Genomic DNA, 25,507 nt, shown 5'->3' with positions numbered 1-25,507 from the left:
ACGGAACCGAATCACGGACCACCGACACCGGTATGGTCATGCGCGTCTGGAGTCCGGCCGCCGGTGCCCGGCCGACACCCAGGTGCGGAGGTTCCGCTGAACGGCGGACGCCGGTAGAATGAGAAGCTGGTCACGGTTCGACGCACCCTGCGCACGTGATCCGCACACGGCCCGATGGAGCGCCGACGCACACCTCCGGAATCCAGGGACGCACATCATCCGCTCCGCGCATCAGATCGATCGCGCGACCGGCCGGAGAGCACCCGCGGGCCACCCCCGGGGGAATGACTCCGGGACCCGACCGGTTAGCAGTGGGTAGGAAACGAGGTACACATGTCAGACATCCTGATCGACCGCCCCGAGCTCGAGAGCCTGGGCGTCTACGAGTTCGGCTGGTCCGACTCGGACTCCGCCGGAGCCTCCGCACGCCGCGGCATCTCGCCCGAGGTCGTCTCCGACATCTCCGCGCTCAAGAACGAGCCCGCCTGGATGCGCGACCGTCGCATGAAGGCCCTGAAGCTCTTCGAGCGCAAGCCCATGCCGACATGGGGTGCCGATCTGTCGGACATCGACTTCGACAACATCAAGTACTTCGTCCGCTCCACCGAGAAGCAGGCGCAGACCTGGGACGACCTCCCGGACGACATCAAGAACACGTACGAGAAGCTCGGCATCCCGGAGGCGGAGCGCCAGCGCCTCGTCGGCGGCGTCGCGGCCCAGTACGAGTCCGAGGTCGTCTACCACCAGATCCGCGAGGACCTGGAGGAGCAGGGCGTCATCTTCATGGACACGGACACGGCTCTGCGCGAGCACCCCGAGATCTTCGAGGAGTACTTCGGCACGGTCATCCCCGCGGGCGACAACAAGTTCGCGGCGCTGAACACCGCGGTCTGGTCCGGCGGCTCCTTCGTGTACGTCCCCAAGGGCGTGCACGTCGACATCCCGCTGCAGGCCTACTTCCGGATCAACACCGAGAACATGGGCCAGTTCGAGCGGACCCTGATCATCGCGGACGAGGACAGCTACGTCCACTACATCGAGGGCTGCACAGCGCCGATCTACAAGTCGGACTCGCTGCACTCGGCCGTGGTCGAGATCATCGTGAAGAAGAACGCCCGCGTGCGCTACACGACGATCCAGAACTGGTCGAACAACGTCTACAACCTCGTCACCAAGCGCGCGATCGCGCACGAGGGCGCGACGATGGAGTGGATCGACGGCAACATCGGCTCCAAGGTCACGATGAAGTACCCGTCGATCTTCCTGGTCGGCGAGCACGCCAAGGGGGAGACCCTCTCCGTCGCCTTCGCGGGCCCCGGCCAGCACCAGGACGCCGGCGCGAAGATGGTCCACATGGCGCCGTACACGCAGTCGTCGATCGTCTCGAAGTCGATCGCCCGCGGCGGCGGTCGTGCCGGATACCGCGGAGAGGTCCGGGTGGACGCGAACGCGCACCACTCGGCGAACACCGTGCGCTGCGACGCCCTCCTGGTCGACACCATCTCGCGCTCCGACACCTACCCGGCGATCGACATCCGCGTCGACGACGTGCAGCTCGGCCACGAGGCGACGGTGTCGAAGGTCAGCGAGGAGCAGCTCTTCTACCTGATGTCGCGCGGCCTGCCGGAGGACGAGGCCATGGCCATGATCGTCCGCGGCTTCATCGAGCCGATCGCACGCGAGCTGCCCATGGAGTACGCCCTCGAGCTGAACAAGCTCATCGAGATGGGGATGGAGGGCAGCGTCGGTTGACGCCCGCCTCCCCCCTCGAAGGGGCGCCCGGACGGGGCGCCCCGCACCCATCGAAAGGAACCACCGCCAGATGACGGTCCCCACGAGCGCCGCGACCCCCGAGATCGACGGCGCGGCCGCCGCCGAGCGCCTGGGCATCAGCGCCCACTCCGACGGGGCGTTCACGCCCGTGCAGACGCGCTCCGAGCGCTTCGCCTCGTCCGACGTCGAGGCCTTCGAGGCCGTCACCGGACGCGAGATCGCCTGGAAGCTGACGCCCGTCGCCCGCCTGGGCGATCTCATCGACGGCGCTCTCGACGGCTCGCCCACTCCCGTCGAGCACGCAGCGGTGGACGGCGTCGACGTCTCGTGGGTCGGCCGCGACGACCAGCGGATCGGCACGGCCGGCCTCCCCGAGGACCGCGCCGCCGCGAACGCCTGGTCGAGCTTCGAGAAGGCCCTCGCCGTCCGCGTGACGGGAGAGGACGAGAAGGTCGCCACCCTCGTCCGCTCGGGCCTCGGCTCCGCACCCCGCGCCGCGCACACGATCATCGAGGCGGCGCCCTACGCCCGCGCCGTCGTCGTGCTGCAGAACGAAGGAGAGGCCTCCCTCGCCGAGAACGTGGAGATCCTCGTCGGCGAGGGCGCGCAGCTCACCGTCGTCACCGTGCAGGAGTGGGCGGACGACGCCCGGCACCTCGCCAACCACTTCGTGCGGGTCGGACGCGACGCGAAGGTGAAGCACATCGTGGTCACCCTCGGCGGCTCCATCGTCCGGGTGAACCCCTCGGCGCACCTCGTCGAGCGCGGAGCGGACGGCGAGCTCTTCGGCCTCTACTTCGCCGACGGCGGCCAGCACCTCGAGCAGCAGGTGTACGTCGACCACGACGCCCCCGACACCCGCAGCCGCGTGACCTACAAGGGCGCGCTGCAGGGCGAGGGCGCGCGCACCGTCTGGATCGGCGACGTCCTGATCCGCAACAGCGCCACCGGAACCGACAGCTACGAGCAGAACCGCAACCTCGTCCTCTCGGACGGCACGCGCGCCGACTCCATCCCGAACCTCGAGATCGAGACCGGCGACATCGCCGGAGCGGGACATGCGTCGGCGACCGGGCGCTTCGACGACGAGCAGCTCTTCTACCTGCAGTCCCGCGGGATCCGCGAGGACGAGGCGCGACGCCTGGTCGTGCGCGGATTCCTCAGCGAGATCGTGCAGCAGATCAAGGTCGCCGAGCTCGAGGACCGCCTGCAGCTCGCGATCGAGGCGGAGCTCGCCGGCAGCGCCGGCCAGACCGGCTCCTCCCGCGGATCGGCGGTCACCGCATGAGCAACGCCGCGATGATCTGCTCGGTCTCCGAGCTGATCCCCAACCAGGCCATGCGGGTCGAGGTCGACGGAGTCGCGATCGCGGTCGTGCAGGACTCCGCCGGCGAGATCCACGCGATCGGCGACACCTGCACCCACGGCGAGATCTCGCTCTCCGAGGGCTTCGTCGAGGGCGAGAGCCTCGAGTGCTGGGCGCACGGCTCCCAGTTCTCCCTCCGCACCGGCACCCCGCTGAACCTCCCGGCCTACGAGCCGGTCCCCGTCTTCGTCGTCGAGATCATCGACGGCGACGTCTACATCGACCCGACCGTCACGAAGGAAGTCTGAATGTCCGTTCTCCAGATCAGCGATCTCCACGTCAGTGTCGAGACCGAGCAGGGGACCAAGCAGATCCTCCGCGGTGTCGATCTCACCATCAACCAGGGTGAGATCCACGCGATCATGGGCCCCAACGGGTCCGGCAAGTCCACCCTCGCGTACACGATCGCGGGACACCCCAAGTACCACGTCGACGGCGGCTCGATCACCCTCGACGGCGTCGAGGTCCTCGACATGACCGTCGACGAGCGCGCCCGCGCGGGCCTCTTCCTCGCCATGCAGTACCCGGTCGAGATCCCCGGCGTGACCAACACCAACTTCCTCCGCACCGCGAAGACCGCGATCGCCGGCGAGGCGCCCGCGATCCGCACGTGGACGAAGGACGTCAAGTCCGCGATGGCGAACCTCCGCATGGACTCGTCCTTCGCGGCGCGCAACGTCAACGAGGGCTTCTCGGGCGGCGAGAAGAAGCGCAACGAGATCCTGCAGCTCGAGCTGCTCGCCCCGCAGTTCGCCGTCCTCGACGAGACCGACTCCGGCCTCGACGTCGACGCGCTCAAGATCGTGTCCGAGGGCGTCAACCGCGCCCACCAGAGCACCGGCCTCGGCGTGCTGCTGATCACGCACTACACGCGGATCCTGCGCTACATCCAGCCGGACTTCGTCCACGTCTTCGTCGCCGGCCGCGTCGCCGAGCAGGGCGGCAAGGAGCTCGCCACCCGGCTCGAGGACGAGGGCTACGACCGCTTCCTGACCTCGGCGACGGTCTGATCATGGCGGTCACCACTCTCGAGCCGAAGCTCTTCGACCAGGTCGAGGAGGCCCTCAAGGACGTCATGGACCCCGAGCTCGGGGTCAATGTGGTCGACCTGGGACTCATCTACGACCTGGGCTGGGACGACGAGAACGACGCCCTCGTCATCCACATGACCCTCACCTCGGCGGGCTGCCCGCTGACCGATGTGCTCGAGGAGCAGACCGCCGAGTCGCTCGACGGCATCGTCGAGGCCTTCCGGATCAACTGGGTCTGGATGCCGCCGTGGGGTCCCGACCGGATCACCGAGGACGGCCGCGACATGATGCGCGCGCTCGGCTTCTCCATCTAGCAGACGCACGCGAACGCCGAAGGGCCGGGAGGATTCGTCCTCCCGGCCCTTCGGCGTTCGTGCGACCGCTCAGCGCGAGCGGCGCGAGAGCATCGCCCAGGTGGTGGGGAGCAGCGCGGCGGCGACCAGCGCCTTGAGCGCGTCGCCGATGAGGAAGGGCACGAGCCCCGCGGAGAGGACGGAGCCGAGGTCGGCGGGCAGCCCCAGCGAGGCGAGGGCGGCGGCCAGCCAGGGCAGGCCGACGAGGTAGATGGTGGCGGTGCCGGCGAGGAAGGTCACCAGCGTGCCGAGGACGCGACGGTCCCACTGCCGCTGGGCTAGCCATCCGGTGACGATCGACGCGAGGACGAAGCCGACGATGTAGCCGCCGGTGGGACCCGCGAGGACAGCCCAGCCGTGCGAGCCCTCGGTGAAGACCGGGGCGCCGAGAGCGCCCACGAGCGCGTACACGAGCATGGAGAGCGCGCCGCGGAGCGCGCCGAGCGTCGTGCCGACCAGGAGGACCGCGAAGGTCTGGCCCGTGAAGGGGACCGGCCACATCGGGATGAACAGCTGCGCCATCGCCGCGGTGAGACCCGCACCCGCGAGCACCAGCAGGGCGTCGGTCGCGACGGAGCGGGTGACGAGCCGGTCGGCGAGGACCGGGCGCGGGAGGGCGGAAGAGGAAGGGGACATGGGTGATCTCCGAGGGTCCTGGTCGCCCGAGAGCGAGGAGCGAGCGCGTCCGCGGTGAGCGGACGTGGATCCGCCCCGCGGCTCAGGAAATATACTAGGGGGCTGCCGCATCGCGGCCTCATGCCCCACTCCTCCCGAACCGAACGCCATTTCTTGGCGGGAACGGACAGCACTGTGCTCAGCGTGCACGACCTCGAACTCCGAGTCGGCGCCCGACTCCTGATGGAGAACGTCTCCTTCCGGGTGGGCGACGGCGACAAGGTCGGCCTCGTCGGCCGCAACGGGGCGGGGAAGACGACGCTGACCAAGGTCCTCGCGGGCGACCTCATCGCCTCGAAGGGCACGGTCGACCGCGGCGGCGAGATCGGCTACCTCCCCCAGGACCCGCGCTCGGGCGACCCGGAGGAGCTGGCGCGCACCCGCATCCTCGACGCGCGCGGGCTGGGGCAGCTGGTGCTCGGCATGCAGGAGGCGACGATCGCGATGTCGAGCAGCGACACCTCCCTGAGCGAGGCCGGCATGAAGAAGTACGGCAACCTCACGGACCGCTTCCTCTCCCTGGGCGGATACGCGGCGGAGGCGGAGGCCGCGTCGATCGCGAGCAACCTCAACCTCCCCGACCGGATCCTCGACCAGCCGCTCAAGACGCTCTCCGGCGGCCAGCGGCGCCGCATCGAGCTCGCGAGGATCCTCTTCTCGGACGCGAGCACGCTGATCCTCGACGAGCCGACGAACCACCTCGACGCCGACTCCGTCGTCTGGCTCCGCGAGTTCCTCAAGAACTACCGCGGCGGCTTCATCGTGATCAGCCACGACATCGAGCTGGTCGGCGAGACCGTGAACCGCGTCTTCTACCTCGACGCCAACCGCCAGGTCATCGACGTCTACAACATGAACTGGAAGAACTACCAGCGCCAGCGCGCCGCCGACGAGGAGCGCCGCAAGAAGGAGCGGGTCAACGTCGAGAAGAAGGCCGGCGCCCTCCAGCTGCAGGCCGCCAAGTTCGGCGCGAAGGCCTCGAAGGCCGCGGCGGCGCACCAGATGGTCGCGCGTGCCGAGCGCATGCTCAGCGGACTCGAGGAGGTCCGCGCGGTCGACCGCGTCGCGAAGCTCCGGTTCCCGACTCCGTCCGCCTGCGGACGCACCCCCCTGCAGGCTCAGAACCTGTCGAAGAGCTACGGCTCGCTCGAGATCTTCACCGCTGTCGACCTCGCGATCGACCGCGGCTCCAAGGTCGTCATCCTGGGGCTCAACGGAGCGGGCAAGACGACGCTCCTGCGCATCCTGGGCGGCGTCGACCAGCCCGACACCGGAGTGATCGAGGCCGGGCACGGCCTCCGGATCGGCTACTACGCGCAGGAGCACGAGACGATCGACGTCAAGCGCTCGGTGCTCGAGAACATGGTCTCGTCGAGCCCGAACCTCACCGAGACCGAGGCGCGCCGGGTCCTGGGTTCGTTCCTGTTCACCGGGGACGACTCGCACAAGCCGGCCGGGGTCCTCTCCGGCGGGGAGAAGACCCGTCTCGCCCTGGCGATGATCGTGGTCTCGGGAGCGAACGTGCTCCTGCTCGACGAGCCCACCAACAACCTCGACCCGGCGAGCCGCGAGGAGATCCTCGACGCGCTCGCGCACTACGAGGGCGCGGTCGTCCTGGTCAGCCACGACGAGGGGGCCGTCGAGGCGCTGAACCCCGAGCGGGTCCTGATCATGCCGGAGGGCACCGAGGACCACTGGGCGGCCGACTACCTCGACCTGATCACGCTCGCCTAGCGGGCGTCGAGCAGCTCGTCCTCGACCTCGGAGTCGCTGCGGCCGCGGCGTCGGCGGCGCTCCTCGCGCCGCTCCTCGGCCGCCACGACCTCGGGGTCGTCGGCGTTGCGGATGCGGTACTCGTGGCGGATCGCCCAGCCGAGCCCGCCGAAGCCCATGACCGCGAACAGCACCCACTGGATCGCGTAGCTGATGTGCAGGCCCTCGTCGGCGACCGGCTTGATCGCGGCCAGCGGGGGAGCGTCGATCGGCGCCGGCGCCTCGGCGACCAGCAGGCCGTACGCCGAGGTCCGCAGGGGCTCGTCCAGCTGCGTCGACAGGTCGTCGAGCTGGATGGTGGCGATCTGGCCCGCCGGCGCGGAGCGTCCGTCGATCCGTCCCTCCGCGGGCTTCAAGCGGGCGACGACGGTCACCTCCCCCTCGGGCGGTGCGGGGATCGTGTCGGGGGAGTCCTGGGTCGAGCCGACGGGCACCCAGCCGCGGTCGACGACGAACACGCTGCCGTCGTCGAGCCGCAGCGGCGTCAGGATCTCGAAGCCGGGATTGCCGTTGTAGGGCCGGTTGCGGACGAGCGTCTGCCCCTGCGTCTCGTAGACGCCGGCGACCTCGACCGGGCGGTACTCGAGCGCGTCGTCCCAGGCGGAGTCGGCGGGGAGCAGCCCGTCGAGGGCGACCGGGTCGGCGGTCCAGTTCGCGGTGACCAGCCTGTTGGTCGAGGCGGCCTGGTCGAGCCGCGCGACCTGCCAGCGAGAGAGCAGCACACAGGCGACGGCGAAGACGATCGCGAGCGCGAGGTAGCCGAACCAGCGCCGGGAGAAGACGAAGCGCCAGGAGGGTCGGGGCGCGTCGCTGCTCACCGTTCCGCTCCGCGGTCGACCGTGTAGAGCGGCTTCACCTCGAGCGGGAAGTCGCGGGCGAGGAGGAACTCGCGCAGGAACTCCCGGTGCTCGCCGCAGGCCAGCCAGGTCTTCCGGCGGTCCTCCGTGTGGATCCTCGGGTTCCGCCACTCGATCGCGAAGGTCGCCGTCCTCGGGCAGCCCGCTCGGGAGCAGGCGTGCGCGTCGGGGACCCGGCCGAGGGGGATCACGGTCGGTCTCCCCGAGGGTCGCCGCCCTCGGGGCCGGTCGGCGCCTCGGAGTCGGGGGCCGGGGCGGGAGCCGGAGCCGACGGGACCGGTCGGGAGAGGACGATCGCACCCGGCCGCTCGACGTTGCCGCGCTCGCCCGCGCTGCCGACGTTGGCCAGCACGACGGCGAAGTAGGGCAGGACCACGGCGCCGATCGCGAAGAACAGCAGCCACCAGCCGTGGGCGAAGAGGAGGCAGATGACGCAGAGCATCCTGATGCCCATGGCGATCGAGTACTTGATCGCACGGGAGCGCCGCTCGGCGCTCGGCGACGGCGGTAGGGAGGTGAGTGTCTCGCGTGGTTTCACAGCCCTGCAAGCCTACGTCGCGGCAGGTGGGTGCAGGCCGGGAGGGCCTCATCCCGGAATCTGTTGCGCGACGCGCCTCTAGGATGTACGGGTCGCCCGGCGCCGCACGAGCGCCGGCAGGAGGGACACCATGACCACGCCGCGCACCGTCCTCGTCACCGGGGGCAACCGGGGGATCGGCTTCGCCATCGCCCAGGAGTTCGTGGCCGCCGGTCACCGGGTCGCCGTGACGGCGCGCTTGGGCTCCGGTCCGGAGGGCTCCCTCACCGTCGTCGCGGACGTGACCGACGCCGCCTCCATCGACGCCGCGTTCACGCAGGTCGAGGCCGAGCTGGGCCCGGTCGAGATCCTGGTGGCGAACGCGGGCATCACCCGCGACACCCTGCTGCTGCGCATGACGGAGGAGGACTTCACCTCCGTCGTCGACACGAACCTCACGGGGGCGTTCCGCGTGGTCAAGCGCGCGTCGAAGGGGATGCTCAAGCAGCGCTTCGGCCGCGTCGTCCTCATCTCCAGCGTGGTCGGCCTCTACGGGTCGCCCGGCCAGATCAACTACTCCTCGTCGAAGGCCGCCCTCGTGGGCTTCGCCCGCTCGCTGACCCGCGAGCTCGGCGCCCGCAACATCACCGCCAACGTCGTCGCCCCCGGCTTCATCGAGACCGACATGACCGCCGAGCTCTCGCCGGAGCAGCAGGCGGAGTACCGCAAGAGCATCCCGCTGGCCCGCTACGGCACCGCTGCCGAGGTCGCCAAGGTCACGCGCTGGCTGGCCAGTGATGAGGCGGCGTACATCTCCGGTGCCGTGATCCCGGTCGACGGCGGCCTCGGGATGGGCCACTGACCGATAAGCCTGGAGCTTATATCTGCCGGATATAAGCTCTAGGCTTATGCGATGACCTCCTCCGACGTCGTCGCCGTCCTCCTGGACCTGGTGACCTCCCGCTCCCTCGTCGACCGTGCGGGCGCCCAGCGCGAGATCGAGCAGGGCTTCGCCGACGTGGAGGCCGCGGTCCCGGCGATCCAGCCCCTGCATCCGACGGTCGGCGACGAGTTCCAGGCGATCCACCCCTCCGTCCACTCCGCGCTCCGGGCGACGCTGCAGGCGCGCCTCTCGCTCCCGGCCGGCATCGACTGCCGCGTGGGCATCGGCCTGGGCGAGGTGCGGGTGGTCGGCTCGGGAATCGCCGGGGACCTCGAGGACGGCTCCGGCTGGTGGCGCGCGCGCGAGGCCATCGACCGAGCCCACGCGCTCGAGGACGGCGCCGTGCCCACGGCACGCGGGTGGTTCGTCGCCGGAGACTCGGACGGGAGCCCCGGCGAGGCGGCGGTCAACGCCTACCTCCTCTCCCGCGACGCCCTGGTCGGAGCGCTCAGCGCGCGCGACCGCCGGCTCGTGCTCGGGAGCCTGCGCGGAGCGTCGCAGAAGGAGCTGGGCGAGCAGGAGTCGATCTCGCAGCCCGCCGTCTCGCAGGCGCTGCGGCGCGCGGGAGCGGGCGCCCTCCTCGCCGGCGCGCGCCTGCTGGAGGAGACGTGCTGACGGCGCTGCTGCTCGCCGTGATCGGCCTCGCCGACCTCGCGCGCACGCACCTCCGCCGCCGTGCGGCCCTCCTCGCGATCCCCGTGCTCGCCTCCGCAGCCATGACCGCAGCGCTCGTCGTCGGAGCCCCGCCGCTCGGTGCGGCGATCGTCGTCGTCCTGGCCGGAGCCTGGCTGCTGACGACCACGACCGTCGAGAACGCGCGGCCGCCCGGGGGGCTACGCCCGGCCGTCGGCCTCATCGCGGCGGTCCTGGTGCTGACCATCGTCGACCGCGCCGCCGGCGTCCCGACGGCGCCGCTCGCGCCTGCCGCCGTCGCGAACACGCTCCCTCCGCTCGAGCAGCTCGCCCTGGCGGTCGGAGCCGGGCTCTTCCTGCTGGAGAGCGGCAACGTGATCGTGCGGGCGGCGCTGTTCCGCGAGCTCCCGCAGGCCGAGCCCGCGCCGCGTCCGCGCTGGAGCGAGCGGTTCGCGCGTCGCGAGCCGACCGACGCCCGCCTGCCGGACCTCCAGGGCGGGCGCACGATCGGACCGCTGGAGCGGCTGCTGATCGCCGGCCTCACGCTCGCGGGAGCGATCGGCCTCGCCGGTGCCGTGCTCGCCGCCAAGGGGATCGTGCGCTTCCCCGAGATCTCCCGCGACGGCGGCAGCGGGGAGAAGGCCGAGTACTTCCTGGTGGGCTCGCTCGTCAGCTGGGCGCTGGCGCTCGGCTGTGCCGGGCTCGTCGCGATCGCGGGCGGCTGACCCCCTCGAGGGCGGAGGAGACGGGCCTCAGCCGCGGAGGCCGAGGACGGGCAGCAGCTGCGAGAGGTCGAGGCCGCCGACGACGAGGTCGGCGCGCTCGCGCACCAGGGGCTTGGCGTTGAAGGCGACGGCGAGGGCGGCGACCGCCATCATCTCCAGGTCGTTCGCACCATCGCCGACGGCGATCGTGCGCTGCGGCGGAACGCCCGAGAGCGCCGCCCACTCGCGGAGCGCCTCCGCTTTGGCCGCGGCGTCGATGACCGCTCCGTCGACCGCTCCGGTCAGCAGGCCGCCCCGGCAGCAGAGGCGGTTGGCCCGGACGAAGTCGAGGCCGAGCGCGCCGGCGACCGGGTCGAGGACCTCGTGGAACCCTCCGGACACGACTCCGATGCGGCCGCCGACAGCGTGCACGCCGGCCACGAGCTCAGCGGCGCCGGGCGTGACGCGGACGCCCGAGCTCACGCCCGGGAGCACCGACTCGGGGATCCCGGCGAGAGTGGCGACGCGCTCGCGGAGGCTCTCGCCGAAGTCGAGCTCGCCGCGCATCGCCCGCTCGGTGACGGCGGCGACGCGCTCCTCGGAGCCGGCGTGCACCGCGAGGAGCTCGATCACCTCGTCCTGGAGGAGGGTGGAGTCCGCGTCGAGGACGACGAGGAAGCGGGCAGGCGTCGCAGGACGCTCACTCATGGGCCGGTCCGATCGGTCGGGTGGGCGCGCCGGGGCGCAGAGCTCGACCCGTGGGGGTGCTACGGGTGGACGACGACGCCCTTGCCGACGACGGTGATGCCCGACTCGGTCACGGTGAACCCGCGCTCGCGATCGTGGTCGTGGTCCACGCCGACCCGAGCACCGGGCTCGACGACGACGTCCTTGTCGAGGATAGCGCGGACGACCAGCGCGTCCGGGCCGATGCGGACCTTGTCGAAGACCACAGAGTCGGTGACCGTCGCGTTCGACTCGATGACCGTCCAGGGCCCGACGACGCTGCGCTCGATGTGCGCGCCCGAGATGACGGTGCCGAGCGAGACGACCGAGTCGACCGTCGATCCCATGTTGCCCTTGCCGTCGCGGACGATCTTGGCCGGCGGGGAGTTCAGCTGCGACGAGAAGATCGGCCACTGCTGGTTGTAGAGGTTGAAGACCGGCAGAGCCGAGATGAGGTCCTGGTGGGCTTCGAAGAAGGAGTCGATGGTGCCGACGTCCCGCCAGTAGTAGCGGTCGCGGTCGGTCGAGCCGGGGACGTCGTTGAGCTTGAGGTCGTAGACGCCGGCCTCGCCGCGCGCGACGAAGTCGGGGATGATGTCGCCGCCCATGTCGTGGTCCGACGTGGAGGACTCCCCGTCGCGGATGACCGCGTCGATCAGGGCGTCGGCGTCGAAGACGTAGTTGCCCATGGAGGCGAGGACCTCGTGCGGCGAGTCGGCCAGGCCGACGGCGTCCTTGGGCTTCTCGAGGAACTCGGAGATCATCGTCGGCACGATGCCGTCGCCCGCCTCGTCTCCGGCGAGCTGGATGACGCCGAACTGGTCCGCGAGCTCGATCGGCTGGCGGATGGCCGCGACGGTCGCCTTCGCACCCGACTTGATGTGCGCGTCGATCATCTGCGAGAAGTCCATGCGGTAGACGTGGTCGGCGCCGACCACGACGACGATGTCGGGCTTCTCGTCGCGGATCAGGTTGAGGCTCTGCAGGATCGCGTCGGCCGAGCCGCTGAACCAGCGCTTGCCCAGGCGCTGCTGCGCGGGGACCGAGGCGACGTAGGAGTTCAGGAGCCCGGAGAGGCGCCAGGTCTGCGAGACGTGGCGGTCGAGCGAGTGCGACTTGTACTGCGTCAGCACGACGATCTGGGTGAGACCGGAGTTGATCAGGTTGGACAGCGCGAAGTCGATCAGCCGGTACTGCCCGCCGAACGGCACCGCGGGCTTGGCCCGGTCCGCTGTGAGGGGCATGAGGCGCTTTCCCTCGCCGCCGGCGAGGACGATGCCGAAGATCTTCTTTGACTGCATGGAACCACAGTAGGGGCTCGCGCTTCCCCGTGGACCCCGGCTGTCGCCGGGGGAGCGCCCTGTACTACGGTTCGGGGGTGCGAGTCGATCTGCTGACCAAGGAATACCCGCCCGAGGTGTACGGGGGAGCCGGTGTCCACGTGGCCGAGCTCACCAAGGCGCTGCGCAGTGACCTGGAGGTCGTGGTGCGCTGCTTCGGCGCGCCGCGCGAGGAGGCGGGCACGTTCGCGTACTCCGTCCCCGCGGAGCTCGCCGAGGCGAACGGCGCCCTGCAGACCCTCGGGGTCGACCTGCAGATCGCGCAGGACGCGGCGGGGGCCGACCTGGTCCATTCCCACACCTGGTACGCCAACGCCGCGGGGCGTCTCGCCCAGCTCCTGCACGGCATCCCGCACGTGGTCTCGGCGCACAGCCTCGAGCCGCTGCGTCCGTGGAAGGCCGAGCAGCTCGGCGGCGGCTACCGCGTCTCGAGCTGGATCGAGCGGGAGGCGTACGAGAACGCCGACGCCGTGATCGCGGTGTCCGGCGGCATGCGCGAGGACATCCTCCGCTCCTACCCGGCCCTGGATCCGGCGAAGGTCCACGTGGTCTACAACGGCATCGACCTCGACGCCTGGCACCCCGTCGAGGACGAGGCCGTCCTCGCCGAGCTCGGCATCGACCCCTCGCGCCCCTCCGTCGTCTTCGTCGGCCGCATCACCCGGCAGAAGGGCCTGCCCTACCTGCTCCGCGCCGCTGCGACCCTGCCTCCCGAGGTGCAGCTCGTGCTCTGCGCCGGCGCCCCCGACACCCCGGAGATCATGGCCGAGGTGACCTCCCTCGTCCGCAGCCTCCAGGAGGAGCGCACCGGCGTCGTCTGGATCGACCGCCACCTGCCGCGCCACCAGCTCTCCGCGGTCCTGACGAACGCGACCACGTTCGTCTGCCCCTCGATCTACGAGCCCCTCGGCATCGTCAACCTCGAGGCGATGGCCTGCGGTGCGGCCGTCGTCGGGACGGCGACCGGCGGCATCCCGGAGGTCGTCGACGACGGCGTGACCGGTCGGCTCGTCCCGATCGAGCAGGTCACGGACGGCACCGGCACCCCCGTGGACCCGGAGCGCTACGTCGCCGACCTGGCCGCCGCCCTCGCCGAGGTCGTCGCCGACCCGGAGGCGGCCAAGCGGATGGGCGCCGCGGGCCGCGAGCGCGCGCAGAGCCACTTCAGCTGGACGCAGATCGCGCGGGACACCCGGGCGATCTACGACTCGCTCGTCTGAGCCTCCCGGCCGCCTCCTTTAGAATGGCTCCCATGCCCAGCGTTGTCTCGTTCGTCGATGTGTCCTTCGTCCGGAACGGCAAGCGGATTCTCGACCACGTGTCGTGGGACGTGGCCGAGGACGAGCGCTGGGTGATCCTCGGCCCCAACGGGGCGGGCAAGACCTCGATCCTGCAGATCGCCGCCGCGCAGAACTACCCCTCGACCGGTGCCGCGCACCTGCTCGAGGAGACCCTCGGCCGCGTCGACGTGTTCGAGCTGCGTCCGCGCATCGGCTACGCGTCGACCGCGATGGCCCGCCGCCTCCCGGCCGGCGAGACCGTGCTCGACGTCGTGATGACCGCCGCGTACGCCGTGACCGGCCGCTGGAACGAGGGCTACGACGCGATCGACGAGCGCCGCGCCCGCCGGGTGCTGTCCGAGTGGAAGCTCGAGCACCTCTCAGAGCGCACGTTCGGGACGCTCTCGGACGGCGAGCAGAAGCGCGTCCAGATCGCCCGCGCGATCATGACCGACCCCGAGCTGCTCCTGCTCGACGAGCCGGCCGCGAGCCTCGACCTCGGCGCCCGCGAGGAGCTCGTCCAGCTGCTGGGCGGCTTCGCGAAGGACCCGGCGTCGCCCGCGATCGTGATGGTGACCCACCACGTCGAGGAGATCCCCGACGGCTTCACCCACGCCCTGCTCCTCCGCGACGGAGCGGTGGTGGCGGCGGGCCCGCTGGCCGAGGCCCTGACCGAGGCGACGCTCACCGAGACCTTCGGGCTCGACATCGCGCTCACCCGCGAGAACGGGCGCTTCTCGGCCCGCGCCCGCGGCTGACCCGGCCCCGGGGTCCGGGCGCGGCGCGTCTTCTGCGCGCGCTGCCGGTCTGGTATCTTCGGTAGCTGGTTCGGGCCCGTTCGCGGTGCGCCCGCCCTTATCCACCCGTTCCCGTCGACGACAGGTGCGGTTCAGGACCATCGACGACAGGACACGACCATGAAGACCGACATCCACCCCGAGTACTCCGCGATCGTCTTCCGCGACCTCGCGTCCGGTGAGACCTTCCTCACCCGCTCGACCGCGAAGAGCAGCAAGACGATCGAGCTCGACGGCGTGACCTACCCCGTCATCGACGTCGAGATCTCCTCCGCCTCGCACCCGTTCTACACGGGCAAGCAGCGCATCATGGACTCGGCCGGCCGTGTCGAGAAGTTCAACAGCCGCTACAAGAACTTCGGCAAGTAGCACTCCCCGAAGGGCCCTCGACCTCACGGTCGGGGGCCCTTCGTCGTTCCCGCCGGGCGGTCCTCAGTAGCGGTAGAAGCCCTCACCGGTGGCCGTCCCGAGGCGGCCGCGGTCGAGGTACTCCGTCTTCAGATGGGCGGCGAACGCCTGGGAGGCCTCGTTCGGCGCCGCGGCGGCGATGGTGTAGGCGGTCCGCAGACCGACGACGTCGAAGATCTGGAAGGGTCCGAGAGGCGCGCCGGTTCCGATCCTCCAGGTCTTGTCGATGGTCTCGTGATCGGCGTAGCCGCCCATGAGCAGACCCGACGCGGCGTTGAGCAGCGGCACCAGCAGGGAGTTCAGGACGTAGCCGGCCTTCTCCTTCTGCAGCCGGACGGGCTCGAGGCCGCTGGCGACGGCGAACTCCACGACGGCGTCGACCACGGCGGGGTCGGTGTCCGCCGTCCCCATGATCTCGGCGGTGTTCTGCGCCCAGACGTGGTTGGCGTAGTGCAGGGCGAGGAAGCGGTCGGGTCGGCCGGTCGAGGCCTTCAGATCGCTGGGGAGCAGCGTGGACGAATTGGTCGCGAAGACCGTGCGCTCGGGGGCGAGCGCACCCAGCCGGCCGTACAGCTCCTGCTTCACGCTCAGGTCCTCGGGGACGGCCTCGATCACGAGGTCGGCGTCGGCGACCGCCTCCGCGAGGTCGGAGGTGAGGCGGAGGGAGTCGAGCGCCTCCTGCGGTCCGCCGGCGACGCCGCCGGGCACCGACTTGTAGACGCCCGAGAGGCCGCGCAGCCGCTCGCGCGCCGATTCGAGGACCTCGTCGGAGAGGTCGTAGACGGTGACGGCGAAGCCGTGGAAGGCCGACTGGAAGGCGATCTGGGAGCCGAGCACTCCGCTGCCGAGGACGGTGACCGTGCGGATCGTGGGCATGACTTCTCCTTGCGAGAGGGGGAGGGGGAGCACGTGCTCACCCGATCCCACAGCGCCGCGGTCCGCGGAGCGAGGGCTTGCGCCGACGCGCAGTCCGTGGCCCTCGGGGAGCCGGCGCGGTAGCGTCCCGGCATGGTGTCCTTCGCCGACAAGCCGATCCTGCCGTTCACGACTCCCGAGGAGTGGGACGCCTACCTCCGCGGCGAGCCCGACCCGGACGGGGTCCGGCTGAAGCTGCGCAAGAAGGCCGCCGTGGATCCGGGGATCACCTACGCCGAGGCGCTCGACGTCGCGCTCTGCCACGGCTGGATCGACGGCCAGGCGGGAGCCTTCGACGAGCAGTTCAAGCTCCAGGCCTTCACCCCGCGGCGTCGCGCGAGCCCGTGGTCGAAGGTCAACCGCGACCACGTCGCGCGGCTGCTGGCGGAGGGCCGGATGCTGCCGGGCGGGCTGGCCGAGGTCGAGCGGGCTCGCGGCGACGGGCGCTGGGACGCGGCCTACCGGCAGCGCGACGCGGAGGTGCCGGACGACTTCCAGCGGGCGCTCGACGCGGATCCGCAGGCCCTGGCCTTCTTCGCGACCGTCGGCGGGCAGAAGCGCTTCGCGTTCCTCTTCCGCCTCTCGCAGCTGAAGCGGGCCGAAACGCGGGAGCGGCGGATCGCGGAGTACGTGGCGCTCCTCCACGAGGGGCGCACACTGGCCTGAGGCGTCAGTGGCGGACCGGCCAGCTCCCGTCGGCGACGAAGGACTCGTCGCGGACGCGGCGCATGTACTCCTGGAAGGACTCGGCCTGGGTTCGGCACCAGTCGACCTGAAGCGCGTGCAGGGCCTCCGCACCCACTCCGAGCTCGTCGGCGAAGGCGCGGCCCAGCGCCTGGGCGACGCGGCCCGCCGCGACGGCGTCCGCGCCCGCGTCGTGGGCCTCGGTGAGGGCGACGCCGTAGTGCTCGGCGGCGAGGGTGAGGGTGCGCTTGCCTCTGCGGTAGCGGTCCACCGCCTTGTCGATCACGAGCGGATCGACGACCGGGCTCGGGTCGAGCAGCACGGGCACACCCCAGCGCCGCGCCTCGTGGGCGAGGAGTGAGAGGTCGTAGGGGGCGTTGTAGACGACGACGGGGATGCCGCGCGCGAGGAGCGAGCGCAGCGCCTCGGAGACCTCGGCCACGACCTCGCCGGCGGGGCGGCCGTGCGCGCGGGCGTGCTCGGTGCTGATGCCGTGGACCGCGGAGGCGCCGGCCGGGATCGCGACCCCGGGATCGGCGAGCCAGGTCGTGCCCTCGATCGGTTCGCCCGCCGCGTCGATCACGCCGACGTGTGCGGTGACGATGCGGCTCGTGCGGACGTCGATGCCGGTGGTCTCGAGGTCGAACACGGCCAGCAGGTCGAACCAGCGCGCCCCCTCGGAGGGGACGAGCGCCTGCTCGGCGTCGTCGAACAGCATCGGCTCGGTCTGCGTCTCGGTCGTTCCGGTGGTGCTCACGCGGACAGCCTAAAGGGGGCCTCCGACATCGGCCGGAGGCCCCTCGGCGTGCTGCCCGGTCAGCGGGCCTCGTGCGCCTTGGCGACGTGGAGCCAGAAGAAGCCCTGCGTGCTGCCCGGTCAGCGGGCCTCGTGCGCCTTGGCTACGTGGAGCCAGAAGAAGCCCTGCGTGCCGAGCGTCATCATCAGCGTGCCGTCGTCCGAGAATCCGGGGAAGCGGCCGCCGCCGAACAGGTCGCTCAGCGTCGATCCGGGGTTCTCGGGGTCGGTGATGGTGACCGAGACCGGGTTGTGGTTGAAGCTGAAGACGCAGAGGACCTCCTCCGGCTGGTCGCCCATCGCCGTGCCCGAGCCCGCGTAGTCGCGCACGAACGCGAGTACCGACTCGTGGTCCGTCTCGAGGACGCGCATCGACCCGAGACCGAACGCCGGGTGGCCGCGGCGCACGTGCAGGACGTTCCGCATCCAGTGCAGCAGGGAGCGCGACTGCGCCAGCTGCGCCTCGACGTTGACCTGGTTGTAGTGGTACACGAGCGACTGGACGATCGGCTGCACCAGCTTGCCGGGGTCGGCGGCCGAGAAGCCGGCGTTGCGATCGGGTGTCCACTGCATCGGCGTGCGCGACGCGTCGCGGTCGTTGAGCCAGATGTTGTCGCCCATGCCGATCTCGTCGCCGTAGTAGAGGAACGGGCTGCCGGCGAGAGAGAAGAGCAGGGCGTTGATCAGCTCGAGCTCGGCGCGCGAGTTGTCCAGCAGGGGTGCGAGCCGGCGGCGGATGCCGATGTTGGAGCGCATCCGCGGGTCGTAGGCGTACCAGCCGTACATGGCCTGGCGGTACTCCTCGGACACCATCTCGAGCGTGAGCTCGTCGTGGTTGCGCAGGAACACGCCCCAGGCGGCGCCGCTGGGGATGTCGAACGTCTCGGAGAGCACCTTCTTCAGCTCGTTCGCCGTCTGCGCGCGGAGCGAGTAGAAGATGCGCGGCATGACGGGGAAGTCGAACGCCATGTGGCACTCGGGCTCCTCCTCCGTGCCGAAGAACGCGGCGACCTCGCGCGGCCACTGGTTCGCCTCGGCGATCAGGATGCGGCCGGGGTAGTCGCGGTCGACCATGGTGCGGAGGTTCTTGATGAACTCGTGCGTGGGCGGCTCGCCCTCTCCGTTGCCCTCGTCGGACTCGTAGAGGTAGGGGATCGCGTCGAGCCGGATGCCGTCGACGCCGAGGTCGAGCCAGAACTTGACCACGTCGTGGATCGCCTCGTGCACGGCGGGGTTCTCGAAGTTGAGGTCCGGCTGGTGCGAGAAGAAGCGGTGGAAGTAGAACTGGCGGCGCTCGGCGTCGAAGGCCCAGTTCGAGTCCTCGGTGTCGACGAAGATGATGCGGATGTCCGGCCACTTGTCGTCGGTGTCGTTCCAGACGTAGAAGTCGCCGTAGGGGCCCTCGGGGTCGGACCGCGACTGCTGGAACCACTCGTGCTGGTCGCTGGTGTGGTTGAGCGGGAAGTCCATCACGATGCGCATGTTGCGCTCGTGGGCCTTCCGGACGAGGTCGCGGAAGTCCTCCATCGTGCCGAACTCGGGGAGGATCGCCTTGAAGTCGGAGACGTCGTAGCCACCGTCGCGCAGAGGCGACATGTAGAACGGCGGGAGCCACAGGGCGTCGATCCCGAGCCACTGCAGGTAGTCGAGCTTGGAGGCGAGCCCGTTGATGTCGCCGGCGCCGTCGCCGTTCGAGTCGTAGTACGACCGGATCATCACCTCGTAGAACACCGCCCGGCGGTACCACTGGGGGTCGAGGGCGAGTCCGGGGAGTTGGATCGGCGACGTGAAGCTCACGGTGCTCCTTCTGCTGCTGCCTGAGCGGATGACCGTCTCGCGAGACGGGTGGGCGGTGCGCCGTGTTGCGAGCGCGTGATCATGCTCCCGGCTCGGATCGAGGCCACGCAAGGCGTTGCGGCCAGATCTTCGACGGGCTTTCCCTACGATAAGGAACGCGATGACCACTCCCTCCCCCTACGCCTCCGATCTCGGCCGTGTCCCCGTCCGCGAGGCCGCGGTGGACGTCGCCGGATCCCACACCGCCTACTGGACCTACGGCGCTGCGGACGCCTCGACCGTCCTCGTGCTGGTGCACGGCTTCCGCGGCGAGCACCACGGCCTCGAGCCCGTCATCGCCCGCCTGCTCGCCGGGGGAGCGGACGTGCGGGTGCTCGCTCCCGATCTGCCCGGCTTCGGCGCCTCGACCCCGATGACGCGCCTGCCGCACGACGTGGACGGCTACGCCTCCTGGCTCGGCTCCTTCCTCGACGCGCTGGGGCTCCGCGGCGAGGCGGCCGTCCTCGGCCACTCCTTCGGCTCGATCGTCGCGGCCGCCGCGATCGCCGGGGGCCTGCCGACTCCGCTCCTGGTCCTGGTCAACCCGATCGGCGCGCCGGCGCTGCAGGGACCGCGCGGCGTCCTGACCCGGCTCGCCGTCCTCTACTACCGGCTCGGTGCGCTCCTGCCGGGGCCACTGGGGCGGCGCCTGCTCAGCGACCCGCTGATCGTGCGGGTGATGAGCCTGGCGATGGTGAAGACGAAGGAGCCGGCGCTGCGACGCTTCGTGCACGACCAGCACGACCGCTACTTCAGCGCGTTCGCCTCCCGCGACACCGTCCTCGAGGCGTTCCGCGCCTCCGTCTCCCACGACGTCGGCGAGTACGCGCCCCGGATCGCCGTGCCGACGCAGCTGATCGCGGCGGCGCAGGACGACATCACTCCGCTCGCGGCCCAGTACCGCCTCCTCGAGAGGCTCCCGCACGCCCGCCTGCACGTCATCGACGGCGTCGGCCACCTGATCCACTACGAGACGCCGGACGAGGCCGCCGCCGTGCTGCGGGCGGCCCTCGAGGAGGGGATCGACCGATGAGGATCGTCGTCGACTGCCGGTACACTCGGCTCGAGCGGCACGACGGGATCAGCCGCTACACCGCGGAGCTCGTCCGCGAGCTCGCGAAGCTCCACGACGTGACCATGCTGATCAGCGATCGCCGCCAGCTCGCGATGCTCCCGTCGCTCCCGTGGGAGCGCGTGACCGGGCCGACCAGCCCGTTCGAGCCGTTCGTCGCGCTGCTGGTGAACCGGCTGCGGCCCGACGTGGTCTTCTCACCGATGCAGACCATGGGCTCGCTCGGCCGCCGCTACCGGCTCGTGCTGACCGTGCACGACCTGATCTACTACCGCCACCGCACTCCGCCGCGCGACCTGGCCGCTCCCGTGCGCGCGCTCTGGCGGCTCTACCACCTCGCCTGGTGGCCGCAGCGGAGGCTCCTCCAGCGCGCCGACGCGGTCGTCACCGTCTCGGAGACGACCCGCGACCTGATCCGCTCCCACCGCCTCACCACCCGGCCGATGGTCGTCGTCCCGAACGCGGCGATCGAGCCCGACGAGGCGAGCGCCGCTCTGGCGGGATCGCTGCCGGACCGGTCGGCCGCGCGCTCGCTCGTCTACATGGGCTCGTTCATGCCCTACAAGAACGTCGAGACGCTCGCCCGCGCGATGCGCCTGCTGCCCGACTACGAGCTGCACCTGATGAGCCGGGCGAGCGACGAGACCGTCGAGACGCTGCGGGCTCTGGCACCGACCGCGAAGCTGGTGTTCCACCAGGGGGCGCCGGATGCGGAGTACCGCGCGGTGCTCGCGCGGGCGACCGCCCTCGTGACGGCGAGCCGCGACGAGGGCTTCGGGATCCCGCTGGTCGAGGCGATGGCGCTCGGGACGCCGGTCGTGGTGAGCGACATCCCGATCTTCCGCGAGATCGCCCAGGACGCCGCCGTGTACGTCGACCCGTCGAGCGCGAAGGGCATCGCCGACGGCGTGCGGTCGCTCGAGGACGGCACCGTGTGGCGGGCGCACTCGGCCCGGGCGAAGGAGCGGGCCGCGGCCTTCTCCTGGCGCGACTCCGCCCGGGTGCTCTTCGGGCTCCTGCAGGACCTCGGCCGGCGCTGACGCAGGGCCGCCGACCGGGCCGCCTCCGGGAGGCGGGCCGTCAGGCTCCCGGGGCCGGGCTGAGCACGTCGTCGAGGTCGACGTCCGCCACGACCACGTCGCCGGAGTCGTCGACGCCGACGATGCGCAGGGCGCCGTCGACGATCGCGAAGTCGTGCCGGGAGCCGTTGCCGACCGAGACGCCGTGCACGGGGAGGTCCTCGCTGCTGAGCGCGCGGATCAGGCTGCCGATGACCGCACCGTGCGTGGCGACGACGACGGACGCGTCGGGGAAGCGCTCGGCGACCTCGAGCAGCGCGGCGGTCGCCCGCTCGACGACCTCGGCTCGGGTCTCACAGCCGGGGATCGGTGCGCGCTCGATGCCTCCGGGGAAGCGCTCGGCGAGCTCGGGGCCGGTCATCCCCTCCGCCTCGCCGTAGGCGCGCTCGGCGAGCCCCGGGACGGCCAGCGGCTCGTCGAGGCCGAGACCGCGCGCGATGATCGCTCCGGTGTCGAAGGCGCGCTGCAGCGGACTGGCGACCACCGCGTCGAAGCGCCGCTCGGCGAGCAGCCGCGCCGCCGCCCGCGCCTGGGCGCGCCCGGTCGCGTTGAGCGGGATGTCGCTCCTGCCCTGGATGCGCCGGGCGGCGTTCCAGTCGGTCTGGCCGTGTCGGACGAGGGTGAGCTGGGTCACAGGGGTCTCTCGGGAGGTCGGGTGCGGAGCGGTCAGGAGCTCAGAGGGCGGCGGTGCGACGGGCGGGCAGGCGCTCGGCGAGCTCGCGGAGGACCTCGCTGGTGCCGCCCTCGATCTTGATGCTCGCGCGCGAGTCGCCCTTGGTGGTGCCGCGGTTGACGATCACGATCGGCATCCGGGCGCGACGGGCTATCTCGAGGAAGCGGATGCCGGAGTTGACCACGAGCGACGAGCCGGCCACGAGCAGGGCGTCGGCGCCCGCGACGATGGCGCGCGCCTCCTCGAACCGCTCCGTCGGGATGAACTCGCCGAAGAAGACGATGTCCGGCTTCAGGATCCCGTCGCAGACCGTGCACTCGGGGACGGTCATCGCCGAGACGTCGTGGACCTCGGCGTCGCCGTCGGGATTGAGGGAGGAGACGTCGGGGTCGTCGAGCCAGGGGTTGAGCGCCTCGATCCGGTCGGCCACCGCGTCGCGGGCGAAGTACTGGCCGCAGGTCATGCAGCGCACGCGGTCCGCCGAGCCGTGCAGATCCACCACACGGCGCGAGCCGGCGCGGACGTGCAGGCCGTCGACGTTCTGGGTGACGACGCCCGTGAGCAGGCCGCGCTCCTCGAGCCGGGCCAGCGCCCGGTGGCCGTCGTTCGGCAGCGTGCTGGTGAAGCGGCGCCAGCCGAGCTGACTGCCGGCCCAGTACCGGCGGCGGTAGTCGGGATCGGCGACGAACTGGGAGTAGGTCATCGGGCTGCGCACCGGCGCGCCGGCTCCGCGGTAGTCGGGGATGCCCGAGTCGGTGCTCATGCCCGCGCCGGTGACGGCGGCGATGCGGCGCCCGCTGAGGAGTTCGACGGCCTGCTCGACCGCGAGCGCCTCGGGGCCCTCGGCGACCGATGTCGGACTCGACTCCATCCGCGCCTCCTTCGAGGGCCGTTCGAGCGGCCCCTGGACGAGTTTAGTCCGCGCCGTGCCCTAGATTGCCGGGATGCCGATCGTGCCCGTCACCGACCTCGACCACCCGCTCCTCGCCGACTACCACCGCCTCACCGACGTGGCGCTGCGGCGAGTGCTGGAGCCGGAGGGCGGGCTGTACATCGCCGAGTCGGCCAAGGTGATCGAGCGCGCGCTCGACGCCGGGCACCTCCCCCGCTCGGTCCTGGTGCAGGAGAAGCGGCTGCCGGACGCGGCCGGGGTGCTCGAGCGTCACCCCGGGGTGCCGGTCTTCGTGGCGCCGGATCCTCTGATCGAGGAGCTGACCGGGTTCCACCTCCACCGCGGAGCCCTCGCCTCGATGCACCGTCCGCCGCTGCGTCCGATGGCCGAGCTGCTGGAGGGCGCGCGCCTCGTCGTGATCCTGGAGGACCTGGTCGACCACACCAACGTCGGCGCCGTCTTCCGCGCCGCGGCCGGCATGGGCGCGGACGCGGTGCTCGTGACGCCGCGCTGCGCGGACCCCCTGTACCGGCGCAGCGTCCGGGTGAGCATGGGCACGGTCCTGCAGGTGCCGTGGACGCGCACGCCCGAGTGGGCACCGGCCCGCGAGGCGCTGCTGGAGGCCGGGTTCTCGGTCGCGGCGCTGGCGCTCGCCCCGGACGCGGTGCCGCTGGACGAGTACGCGGCGACCCGGCCCGAGCGCGTCGCGATCGTCCTGGGAGCGGAGGGGGACGGGCTCAGCCGGGCGGCGCTGGACGCCGCGGACACGGTGGTGACGATCCCGATGCTGCACGGGGTCGACTCGCTCAACGTCGCCTCGGCGAGCGCCGTCGCGCTGTGGGCGCTGACCCGCGGGCGCTGACCGCCGGGCTCCATCGCGCGGCGGCCCCGAGGCGACCTGCCGCTGACTCCGGGCCTGGGCCGTGCTCCGGTGCCACGCGTCGCCCGTCAGCCGTCGCGTCCGACGACGGGGCGGCGTCCGGGACGGGTGGGAGGCCCGCCCGTACGATGACGGGGTGACCTCCCCGACCCGATCCGACGACGCCCTCGACCTGTTCGGGGAGCCCGCCGCGCCGGAGCCGCGACCGCGTCGGCGGCGCGGAGCTGTCGTCGCCGGCCTCGTCGCCGCGACCGTGCTGGTCGGCGGAGGCGGCGCCTACGCGACCAACGCGGCGACCGCGGAGCTGCCGACGGCGAGCGCCGTCGCGGTCGATCCCGTCTCGAGCACCGTCGACGCGCCCGCTCTGGCCTGGCCGGCCTACGGCTCCGGGGCCGTGGCGGCCGTCGGCGTCGACGGGACGGAGGAGGACGGGCTGCTCGCCCGCTACGGCTCCACCGGAACCGTCCCGACGGGGAGCATCGCGAAGGTCGTCACCGCGCTCGTGGTCCTCGCCGCGAAGCCGATCGCGGAGGGGACGGACGGGGAGACCATCACCTTCACGAGCGCGGACGTGCAGTACTACACCGACACTCTGGCCGAGAACGGCTCGAACGCTCCGGTCACCGCGGGTCTGCAGCTGACCGAGCGGGACGCGCTGACCGCCATGATGCTCCCGTCCGCGAACAACTACGCGAAGTCGCTCGCGATCTGGGCCTACGGCTCGGAGGACGCCTTCCTCGCCGCCGCGCGCAGCTGGCTCGACGGGCAGGGACTCGAGCGGACCTCCCTCGCCGACACCAGCGGGCTGTCGCCGGCGACGGTCAGCACGACGGCCGAGATGGTGCGCCTGGGCGAGCTGCTGATCGCGGACCCGGTGCTCGCTCCGATCGTCGCGATGCCGACCGCCGTCATTCCGGGAGTGGGCGAGGTCGACAACACCAACTCGCTCCTCGGCCGCTCGGGAGTCGACGGGATCAAGACGGGGACGACCGACGAAGCGGGCTCCTGCCTGCTGTTCTCGCTCGACGCGACCGTGGAGGGGCAGCCGGTCACCCTGGTCGGCGTGGTGGTGGGTGCGCGCACGCATCCGCAGCTCGCCGCGGACGTGCTGACCCTCGTCCCGACCGTCGAGGCGGGTTTCCGGACCGTCCCGCTGACCGTCGAGGGCCAGGACTACGGCACCCTCACCAGCGCCTGGGGGGAGACGGCGACGGCCGTGACCGTGGAGGCGCGGTCCGTGCTGGTCTGGGGCGCGGTGTCGACGACGACCACCGTCGCGCTCGACCCGGTCGAGACGGTGGCCGACGGCGAGCGCGTCGGGACCGCGACGGTCGACGTGAACGGCACCCCGTACGAGCTGCCCCTGGTCGCGGAGGGCTCGATCGAGGACCCGGGCTTCGCCTGGCGGCTCGGGCACCCGGGCGAGCTCTTCGGCTGATCGAGGGGGCGGGCCTACCGAGGACGGAGCGGTGTCCCGCGCGGGAGCGGACGGGCCGGCGACGATC

General features: G+C 71.5%; 28 protein-coding genes. 17 read left to right on the top strand and 11 right to left on the bottom strand.

The window, feature by feature from the left end; translation table 11 throughout:
- The first annotated feature begins 333 nt into the window (after positions 1–333).
- The 5 genes from sufB to C5D44_RS01385 all read left to right on the top strand — a co-directional run bounded on the left by sufB (position 334) and on the right by C5D44_RS01385 (position 4,484).
- Positions 334–1,752: a Fe-S cluster assembly protein SufB gene (sufB, locus tag C5D44_RS01405; RefSeq protein WP_104221933.1), complete on the top strand. Its 1,419-nt coding sequence runs from the start codon at positions 334–336 to the stop codon at positions 1,750–1,752.
- A gap of 70 nt (positions 1,753–1,822) precedes the next feature.
- Positions 1,823–3,061, top strand: coding sequence for a Fe-S cluster assembly protein SufD (sufD, locus tag C5D44_RS01400; RefSeq protein ID WP_104280623.1), 1,239 nt, complete (start codon positions 1,823–1,825; stop codon positions 3,059–3,061).
- Positions 3,058–3,387 carry a non-heme iron oxygenase ferredoxin subunit gene (locus C5D44_RS01395; protein WP_181109971.1) on the top strand — a complete coding sequence of 110 codons (330 nt, stop codon included), beginning with the start codon at positions 3,058–3,060 and terminating at the stop codon, positions 3,385–3,387. Before sufD ends, C5D44_RS01395 begins: the two co-directional genes overlap by 4 nt.
- Positions 3,388–4,149, top strand: a complete 762-nt coding sequence (gene sufC / locus C5D44_RS01390; RefSeq protein WP_104275603.1) for a Fe-S cluster assembly ATPase SufC — start codon at positions 3,388–3,390, stop codon at positions 4,147–4,149.
- Between the two features lie 2 nt (positions 4,150–4,151).
- Complete coding sequence (locus tag C5D44_RS01385; protein WP_104221939.1) at positions 4,152–4,484, top strand: metal-sulfur cluster assembly factor; 333 nt, start codon at positions 4,152–4,154, stop codon at positions 4,482–4,484.
- 69 nt (positions 4,485–4,553) lie between these two features.
- On the opposite strand, the gene C5D44_RS01380 is transcribed toward C5D44_RS01385, so the two are convergent.
- Entirely contained in the window at positions 4,554–5,159 is a 606-nt protein-coding gene (locus tag C5D44_RS01380; protein WP_104275604.1) for a biotin transporter BioY, read from the bottom strand.
- A gap of 174 nt (positions 5,160–5,333) precedes the next feature.
- On the opposite strand from C5D44_RS01380, the gene C5D44_RS01375 reads away from it, so the two are divergent.
- Positions 5,334–6,932 (top strand): ABC-F family ATP-binding cassette domain-containing protein, encoded by a 1,599-nt coding sequence (locus C5D44_RS01375; RefSeq protein WP_104275605.1) that lies wholly within the window; start codon positions 5,334–5,336, stop codon positions 6,930–6,932.
- Here C5D44_RS01375 and C5D44_RS01370 read toward each other — a convergent pair.
- Genes C5D44_RS01370 through C5D44_RS01360 form a run of 3 tightly spaced genes read right to left on the bottom strand, consistent with a single transcriptional unit; the run spans position 6,929 to position 8,366 of the window.
- Positions 6,929–7,789 carry an SURF1 family protein gene (locus tag C5D44_RS01370; RefSeq protein WP_104280622.1) on the bottom strand — a complete coding sequence of 287 codons (861 nt, stop codon included), beginning with the start codon at positions 7,787–7,789 and terminating at the stop codon, positions 6,929–6,931. The two genes, C5D44_RS01375 and C5D44_RS01370, sit on opposite strands and share 4 nt — an antisense overlap.
- Positions 7,786–8,019, bottom strand: coding sequence for a hypothetical protein (locus tag C5D44_RS01365; RefSeq protein ID WP_104275607.1), 234 nt, complete (start codon positions 8,017–8,019; stop codon positions 7,786–7,788). Before C5D44_RS01365 ends, C5D44_RS01370 begins: the two co-directional genes overlap by 4 nt.
- A complete protein-coding gene (locus C5D44_RS01360; protein ID WP_104280621.1) occupies positions 8,016–8,366 on the bottom strand; it encodes a DUF3099 domain-containing protein in 351 nt (116 codons plus the stop codon). The genes C5D44_RS01365 and C5D44_RS01360 overlap by 4 nt, the downstream gene beginning before the upstream one ends.
- Before the next feature lie 130 nt (positions 8,367–8,496).
- Here C5D44_RS01360 and C5D44_RS01355 point away from each other — a divergent pair, with 130 nt between their 5' ends.
- The 3 genes from C5D44_RS01355 to C5D44_RS01345 are packed head-to-tail and all read left to right on the top strand — an operon-like array spanning position 8,497 to position 10,646.
- Positions 8,497–9,207: a beta-ketoacyl-ACP reductase gene (locus tag C5D44_RS01355; protein ID WP_104280620.1), complete on the top strand. Its 711-nt coding sequence runs from the start codon at positions 8,497–8,499 to the stop codon at positions 9,205–9,207.
- A gap of 51 nt (positions 9,208–9,258) precedes the next feature.
- Positions 9,259–9,903 carry a SatD family protein gene (locus C5D44_RS01350; RefSeq protein ID WP_104275610.1) on the top strand — a complete coding sequence of 215 codons (645 nt, stop codon included), beginning with the start codon at positions 9,259–9,261 and terminating at the stop codon, positions 9,901–9,903.
- Entirely contained in the window at positions 9,897–10,646 is a 750-nt protein-coding gene (locus C5D44_RS01345) for a hypothetical protein (protein WP_104280619.1), read from the top strand. The genes C5D44_RS01350 and C5D44_RS01345 overlap by 7 nt, the downstream gene beginning before the upstream one ends.
- A gap of 27 nt (positions 10,647–10,673) precedes the next feature.
- On the opposite strand, the gene serB is transcribed toward C5D44_RS01345, so the two are convergent.
- Positions 10,674–11,333 carry a phosphoserine phosphatase SerB gene (serB, locus tag C5D44_RS01340; protein ID WP_104275612.1) on the bottom strand — a complete coding sequence of 220 codons (660 nt, stop codon included), beginning with the start codon at positions 11,331–11,333 and terminating at the stop codon, positions 10,674–10,676.
- A 59-nt stretch (positions 11,334–11,392) separates the two neighbouring features.
- Complete coding sequence (locus C5D44_RS01335) at positions 11,393–12,652, bottom strand: glucose-1-phosphate adenylyltransferase (protein WP_104275613.1); 1,260 nt, start codon at positions 12,650–12,652, stop codon at positions 11,393–11,395.
- A gap of 77 nt (positions 12,653–12,729) precedes the next feature.
- On the opposite strand from C5D44_RS01335, the gene glgA reads away from it, so the two are divergent.
- The 3 genes from glgA (at position 12,730) to C5D44_RS01320 (ending at position 15,137) form a co-directional block, all read left to right on the top strand.
- The gene (gene glgA, locus C5D44_RS01330) at positions 12,730–13,911 is read left to right on the top strand and encodes a glycogen synthase (RefSeq protein ID WP_104280618.1); all 1,182 of its coding nucleotides are present in this window, start codon (positions 12,730–12,732) and stop codon (positions 13,909–13,911) included.
- Positions 13,912–13,943: 32 nt separating this feature from the next.
- Positions 13,944–14,729, top strand: a complete 786-nt coding sequence (locus C5D44_RS01325) for an ABC transporter ATP-binding protein (RefSeq protein ID WP_104280617.1) — start codon at positions 13,944–13,946, stop codon at positions 14,727–14,729.
- Between the two features lie 159 nt (positions 14,730–14,888).
- Complete coding sequence (locus tag C5D44_RS01320) at positions 14,889–15,137, top strand: type B 50S ribosomal protein L31 (RefSeq protein WP_068253003.1); 249 nt, start codon at positions 14,889–14,891, stop codon at positions 15,135–15,137.
- A 63-nt stretch (positions 15,138–15,200) separates the two neighbouring features.
- On the opposite strand, the gene C5D44_RS01315 is transcribed toward C5D44_RS01320, so the two are convergent.
- On the bottom strand, positions 15,201–16,052 hold the full coding sequence (locus tag C5D44_RS01315) for a 3-hydroxyacyl-CoA dehydrogenase (RefSeq protein ID WP_104280616.1): 852 nt from the start codon (positions 16,050–16,052) through the stop codon (positions 15,201–15,203).
- Between the two features lie 132 nt (positions 16,053–16,184).
- Here C5D44_RS01315 and C5D44_RS01310 point away from each other — a divergent pair, with 132 nt between their 5' ends.
- Positions 16,185–16,757 carry a YdeI family protein gene (locus tag C5D44_RS01310; protein ID WP_104275617.1) on the top strand — a complete coding sequence of 191 codons (573 nt, stop codon included), beginning with the start codon at positions 16,185–16,187 and terminating at the stop codon, positions 16,755–16,757.
- 4 nt (positions 16,758–16,761) lie between these two features.
- On the opposite strand, the gene C5D44_RS01305 is transcribed toward C5D44_RS01310, so the two are convergent.
- Positions 16,762–17,493, bottom strand: a complete 732-nt coding sequence (locus tag C5D44_RS01305) for a 3'-5' exonuclease (RefSeq protein WP_104275697.1) — start codon at positions 17,491–17,493, stop codon at positions 16,762–16,764.
- A 158-nt stretch (positions 17,494–17,651) separates the two neighbouring features.
- Positions 17,652–19,367, bottom strand: coding sequence for a maltose alpha-D-glucosyltransferase (treS, locus tag C5D44_RS01300; protein WP_104275618.1), 1,716 nt, complete (start codon positions 19,365–19,367; stop codon positions 17,652–17,654).
- 160 nt (positions 19,368–19,527) lie between these two features.
- Between treS and C5D44_RS01295 the strand changes: the two genes are divergently transcribed.
- On the top strand, positions 19,528–20,439 hold the full coding sequence (locus C5D44_RS01295) for an alpha/beta fold hydrolase (RefSeq protein WP_104280615.1): 912 nt from the start codon (positions 19,528–19,530) through the stop codon (positions 20,437–20,439).
- Entirely contained in the window at positions 20,436–21,518 is a 1,083-nt protein-coding gene (locus C5D44_RS01290) for a glycosyltransferase family 1 protein (protein WP_104280614.1), read from the top strand. Before C5D44_RS01295 ends, C5D44_RS01290 begins: the two co-directional genes overlap by 4 nt.
- A 40-nt stretch (positions 21,519–21,558) precedes the next feature.
- On the opposite strand, the gene C5D44_RS01285 is transcribed toward C5D44_RS01290, so the two are convergent.
- Both C5D44_RS01285 and C5D44_RS01280 read right to left on the bottom strand, forming a co-directional pair.
- The gene (locus C5D44_RS01285; protein ID WP_104257555.1) at positions 21,559–22,191 is read right to left on the bottom strand and encodes a histidine phosphatase family protein; all 633 of its coding nucleotides are present in this window, start codon (positions 22,189–22,191) and stop codon (positions 21,559–21,561) included.
- 40 nt (positions 22,192–22,231) lie between these two features.
- Positions 22,232–23,101 (bottom strand): Sir2 family NAD-dependent protein deacetylase, encoded by an 870-nt coding sequence (locus C5D44_RS01280; RefSeq protein ID WP_104280613.1) that lies wholly within the window; start codon positions 23,099–23,101, stop codon positions 22,232–22,234.
- 73 nt (positions 23,102–23,174) lie between these two features.
- Here C5D44_RS01280 and C5D44_RS01275 point away from each other — a divergent pair, with 73 nt between their 5' ends.
- Entirely contained in the window at positions 23,175–23,984 is an 810-nt protein-coding gene (locus tag C5D44_RS01275) for an RNA methyltransferase (RefSeq protein ID WP_104280612.1), read from the top strand.
- A gap of 154 nt (positions 23,985–24,138) precedes the next feature.
- Positions 24,139–25,440, top strand: coding sequence for a D-alanyl-D-alanine carboxypeptidase family protein (locus C5D44_RS01270; protein WP_181118417.1), 1,302 nt, complete (start codon positions 24,139–24,141; stop codon positions 25,438–25,440).
- The last annotated feature ends 67 nt before the right edge of the window (positions 25,441–25,507 follow it).

The sequence above is a fragment of the Rathayibacter sp. AY1B5 genome, assembly GCF_002932795.1.
Classification (GTDB): Bacteria; Actinomycetota; Actinomycetes; order Actinomycetales; family Microbacteriaceae; genus Rathayibacter.
Note: the sequence above shows the minus strand (reverse complement) of the source record. Positions and strands in the feature narration are given on the sequence as shown.

Coding starts and splice junctions, on each gene's coding strand:
- C5D44_RS01335 (WP_104275613.1), bottom strand. CDS start 12,652: ATGCAGTCAAAGAAGATCTTCGGCATCGTCCTCGCCGGCGGCGAGGGA.
- C5D44_RS01320 (WP_068253003.1), top strand. CDS start 14,889: ATGAAGACCGACATCCACCCCGAGTACTCCGCGATCGTCTTCCGCGAC.
- sufD (WP_104280623.1), top strand. CDS start 1,823: ATGACGGTCCCCACGAGCGCCGCGACCCCCGAGATCGACGGCGCGGCC.
- sufC (WP_104275603.1), top strand. CDS start 3,388: ATGTCCGTTCTCCAGATCAGCGATCTCCACGTCAGTGTCGAGACCGAG.
- C5D44_RS01310 (WP_104275617.1), top strand. CDS start 16,185: ATGGTGTCCTTCGCCGACAAGCCGATCCTGCCGTTCACGACTCCCGAG.
- C5D44_RS01315 (WP_104280616.1), bottom strand. CDS start 16,052: ATGCCCACGATCCGCACGGTCACCGTCCTCGGCAGCGGAGTGCTCGGC.
- C5D44_RS01275 (WP_104280612.1), top strand. CDS start 23,175: ATGCCGATCGTGCCCGTCACCGACCTCGACCACCCGCTCCTCGCCGAC.
- serB (WP_104275612.1), bottom strand. CDS start 11,333: ATGAGTGAGCGTCCTGCGACGCCTGCCCGCTTCCTCGTCGTCCTCGAC.
- sufB (WP_104221933.1), top strand. CDS start 334: ATGTCAGACATCCTGATCGACCGCCCCGAGCTCGAGAGCCTGGGCGTC.
- C5D44_RS01290 (WP_104280614.1), top strand. CDS start 20,436: ATGAGGATCGTCGTCGACTGCCGGTACACTCGGCTCGAGCGGCACGAC.
- C5D44_RS01280 (WP_104280613.1), bottom strand. CDS start 23,101: ATGGAGTCGAGTCCGACATCGGTCGCCGAGGGCCCCGAGGCGCTCGCG.
- C5D44_RS01305 (WP_104275697.1), bottom strand. CDS start 17,493: ATGCTGTTCGACGACGCCGAGCAGGCGCTCGTCCCCTCCGAGGGGGCG.
- C5D44_RS01355 (WP_104280620.1), top strand. CDS start 8,497: ATGACCACGCCGCGCACCGTCCTCGTCACCGGGGGCAACCGGGGGATC.
- C5D44_RS01295 (WP_104280615.1), top strand. CDS start 19,528: ATGACCACTCCCTCCCCCTACGCCTCCGATCTCGGCCGTGTCCCCGTC.
- C5D44_RS01380 (WP_104275604.1), bottom strand. CDS start 5,159: ATGTCCCCTTCCTCTTCCGCCCTCCCGCGCCCGGTCCTCGCCGACCGG.
- C5D44_RS01395 (WP_181109971.1), top strand. CDS start 3,058: ATGAGCAACGCCGCGATGATCTGCTCGGTCTCCGAGCTGATCCCCAAC.
- C5D44_RS01350 (WP_104275610.1), top strand. CDS start 9,259: ATGACCTCCTCCGACGTCGTCGCCGTCCTCCTGGACCTGGTGACCTCC.
- C5D44_RS01325 (WP_104280617.1), top strand. CDS start 13,944: ATGCCCAGCGTTGTCTCGTTCGTCGATGTGTCCTTCGTCCGGAACGGC.
- C5D44_RS01385 (WP_104221939.1), top strand. CDS start 4,152: ATGGCGGTCACCACTCTCGAGCCGAAGCTCTTCGACCAGGTCGAGGAG.